Below are 3,353 nucleotides of genomic sequence, written 5' to 3' on the forward strand. Positions count from 1 at the left end.
GGGCAGTGGAAAATCAGGGCGCGTCAGCCGACGACCTTCTTCAGGGCGTCACCGAGTGCATCGGCTTCGTCCGGAGTCAGTTCGACGACAAGCCGACCGCCGCCTTCGAGCGGAACGCGCATGACGATGCCCCGCCCCTCCTTTGTCACCTCGAGCGGGCCGTCGCCCGTCCGCGGCTTCATGGCCGCCATGCTCGTTCCCCTTCCTGAAACCAGCTCATCGCAGCCGGCGGCCCCGTGAGAGGTGCTGTGTCACCGGCATCGAACACATTGCTTCCAGGTCATTATCCCGCATGGCGGGACCCAAAGACCAACATCAGTCGGCATCGCTTGCGCAACGCGCTCTCTCAAAACCACTCAATTCGGCGATGTGCCTGCGATACTTCGCCGCCGCTCCCCAGGCGCCCCACGGAGTTTGTTTGACGCAGGTCACATGTGCACACCCGATGATCTCCGTCATGCTGGGCTCGACACTGCTGTCAGAACCACTAAGGGGACCCGCCATGGCCGACTCCGTGCTGTACGACGTGAACGACGGACTCGCGACGATCACGATCAACCGGCCCGAGGCCATGAACGCGATGAACGTCGACGCGAAGGTGGCCCTGCGGGACGCCGTACAGGCTGCGGCCGCCGACCCGGCGGTGCGCGCGGTGCTGCTGACCGCCACCGGGAAAGCGTTCTGCGTCGGCCAGGACCTCAAGGAGCACGTGTCCCTGCTCGCCGCCGACCGGGAGTCCGGCAGCGGCGGGACCATGAGTACCGTGCGCGAGCACTACAACCCGATCGTCCGGGCGCTGACCGGGATGCAGAAGCCGGTCGTCGCCGGGGTCAACGGTGTGGCCGCCGGTGCCGGCCTCGGGTTCGCTCTGGCCGCCGACTACCGGGTCGTCGCCGACACGGCCAAGTTCACGACGTCGTTCGCGGGTGTGGCCCTCACCGCCGACTCCGGTGTGTCCTGGACGCTGCCCCGCCTGATCGGGCAGAGCCGCGCCGCCGACCTGCTGCTGTTCCCCCGCTCGTTCTCCGCGCAGGAGGCGTACGACTGGGGCATCGCGAACAAGCTCGTCCCGGCGGACGAGCTGGCCGCCGAGGCCGCGGCCGTGGCCCGCGCGCTGGCCGACGGGCCCACGCTCGCCTATGCCGCGCTGAAGGAGTCGATGGCCTACGGCGCGGACCGTTCGCTGAGCGAGGCGCTGGACAAGGAGGAGGAGCTGCAGGCGAAGGCGGGCGCCTCGGAGGACCACGCGATCGCGGTGCAGGCGTTCCTGGCCAAGGAGACGCCCAAGTACCTCGGCCGCTGAGCCGTCCGGTACGGCGTGGCGTCAGCGGCCGCCGCCGCGCGCCACGCAGTCGGCGAGGTGGTCGTCGACGAGCCCGCAGGCCTGCATCAGGGCGTACGCCGTCGTCGGGCCCACGAAGCGCAGTCCGCGCTTCTTGAGCGCCTTGGCCAGAGCGGCGGACTCGTCGGTGACGGCCGGTACGTCGGCGATCGTGCGGGGTGCCGACCGCGCCGGGCCGGGCGCGTACGACCAGATCAGGTCGTCGAGCTCGCCGGCCGGCCAGTCGGCGAGCACCTGCGCGTTGGCGAGGGTCGCCCGGATCTTGGCGCGGTTGCGGATGATGCCGGGGTCGGCGAGCAGGCGCTGCTCGTCGGCCTCGGTGAACGCGGCCACCGAAGCGATCTTGAAGCCGTCGAACGCGCTGCGGAAGCCTTCCCTGCGGCGCAGGATCGTGATCCAGGACAGCCCGGACTGGAAGGCCTCCAGGCAGAGCCGTTCGAAGAGGGCGTCGTCGCCGTGGACCGGGCGGCCCCACTCCTCGTCGTGGTACGTGACGTAGTCGGCGGTGGACAGTCCCCAGGGGCAGCGGAGCCTGCCGTCCGGGCCCGGCACGGCGGCGCCGGTCACCACGGTCACCGGTCCGATTCCTCTCCGGGCTTGGTGAACATGTCCTGCCGGCCCACCGCGGTGGCCTGGGCCCCGGCGAGCGCGGACTCCAGTTCGGCGATGCGCGCGTCCCGCTCGGCGAGCTCCGCGCCGAGGCGGTCGAGCACCTCGTCCACGTCCATCATCCGGTAGCCGCGCAGGCCGACCGGGAGGCGGAGGGCCTCGACGTCGGCGCGGCCGACGGGGCGGCCGGGCGGCAGCGGGTCCACCAGCTGCTCCGGCGGGGCCTCCGGCAGTGCCGCACTGTCACTGCCGCCGACCACCACGAGCGTGACCGCCGCGATGACCACGACCATCGCGATCAGCAAGAACCAGAACACGAGCGACCCTCTCCCCGAACTTCCCGTACGTCCCCGGGGAACTTACCCGAGCGGAAAACCGTCCACCGCTGATCGTGCCACGGGGCACCGACAGCTAGGGTCGCAGGCGAACGACCTGAGGAGGAAACAGCGGATGCTGCGGCTGGGACGGCGCGAGTTCGACGCGCACGAGCCGGTGATCATGGCGATCGTGAACCGGACGCCCGACTCCTTCTACGACCAGGGCGCGACGTTCCGGGACGAGCCCGCCCTGTCCCGCGTCGAGCAGGCGGTGGCCGAGGGCGCCGCCATCATCGACATCGGCGGGGTGAAGGCCGGTCCCGGCGAGGAGGTGTCCGCCGAGGAGGAGGCGCGGCGCACGGTCGGTTTCGTGGCCGAGGTGCGGCGACGCCACCCGGACGTGGTGATCAGTGTCGACACCTGGCGCCACGACGTGGGCGCGGCGGTCTGCGAGGCGGGCGCCGACGTGCTGAACGACGCGTGGGGCGGCGTGGACCCGAAGCTGGCGGAGGTCGCCGCACGGTACGGGGCCGGCCTGGTGTGCACCCACGCGGGCGGGGCCGAACCGCGCACGCGTCCGCACCGGGTCGCGTACGACGACGTGATGGCGGACATTCTCCGCGTCACGCTCGCGCTGGCGGAGCGGGCGGTCGGGCTCGGTGTCCGCAGGGACGGGATCATGATCGATCCCGGGCACGACTTCGGCAAGAACACCCGGCACAGCCTGGAGGCGACCCGTCGGCTCGGGGAGATGACGGAGACCGGCTGGCCGGTGCTGGTGTCGCTGTCCAACAAGGACTTCGTCGGGGAGACCCTCGACAAGCCGGTCAAGGAGCGGGTGCTGGGGACCCTGGCGACCACGGCGGTGTCCGCCTGGCTGGGCGCTCAGGTCTACCGCGTGCACGAGGTGGCGGAGACCAAGCAGGTCCTGGACATGGTGGCCTCGATCGCGGGCCACCGTCCGCCGGCGGTCGCCCGCCGCGGTCTCGCCTGAGAAGCGGAGCCGGACGCGCAGGCGGCGCCGGCCGGGCAGCCCGGGACGGCGCCGCCAGGACGGCCCGAAGGGCGCGGCCAGGACCCCGCGC

General features: G+C 71.6%; 5 protein-coding genes. 2 read left to right on the top strand and 3 right to left on the bottom strand.

The features are described 5' to 3' along the window. Positions 1–23: 23 nt before the first annotated feature. Complete coding sequence (locus ACWGH4_RS33130) at positions 24–191, bottom strand: DUF3117 domain-containing protein (RefSeq protein ID WP_003966491.1); 168 nt, start codon at positions 189–191, stop codon at positions 24–26. A 311-nt stretch (positions 192–502) separates the two neighbouring features. Here ACWGH4_RS33130 and chcB point away from each other — a divergent pair, with 311 nt between their 5' ends. Beyond that, a complete protein-coding gene (gene chcB, locus ACWGH4_RS33135) occupies positions 503–1,303 on the top strand; it encodes a 2-cyclohexenylcarbonyl CoA isomerase (RefSeq protein WP_453467372.1) in 801 nt (266 codons plus the stop codon). A gap of 21 nt (positions 1,304–1,324) precedes the next feature. Here the strand turns inward: chcB and ACWGH4_RS33140 are convergent, their stop codons facing one another. Continuing rightward, a complete protein-coding gene (locus ACWGH4_RS33140; RefSeq protein WP_453467374.1) occupies positions 1,325–1,909 on the bottom strand; it encodes a DNA-3-methyladenine glycosylase I in 585 nt (194 codons plus the stop codon). A 5-nt stretch (positions 1,910–1,914) separates the two neighbouring features. Continuing rightward, on the bottom strand, positions 1,915–2,268 hold the full coding sequence (locus tag ACWGH4_RS33145) for a DivIVA domain-containing protein (protein ID WP_441264045.1): 354 nt from the start codon (positions 2,266–2,268) through the stop codon (positions 1,915–1,917). Positions 2,269–2,401: 133 nt separating this feature from the next. Here ACWGH4_RS33145 and folP point away from each other — a divergent pair, with 133 nt between their 5' ends. After that, entirely contained in the window at positions 2,402–3,262 is an 861-nt protein-coding gene (gene folP / locus ACWGH4_RS33150; RefSeq protein WP_307708136.1) for a dihydropteroate synthase, read from the top strand. Positions 3,263–3,353: the final 91 nt, after the last annotated feature.

Source organism: Streptomyces sp. NPDC054847, from assembly GCF_053610925.1.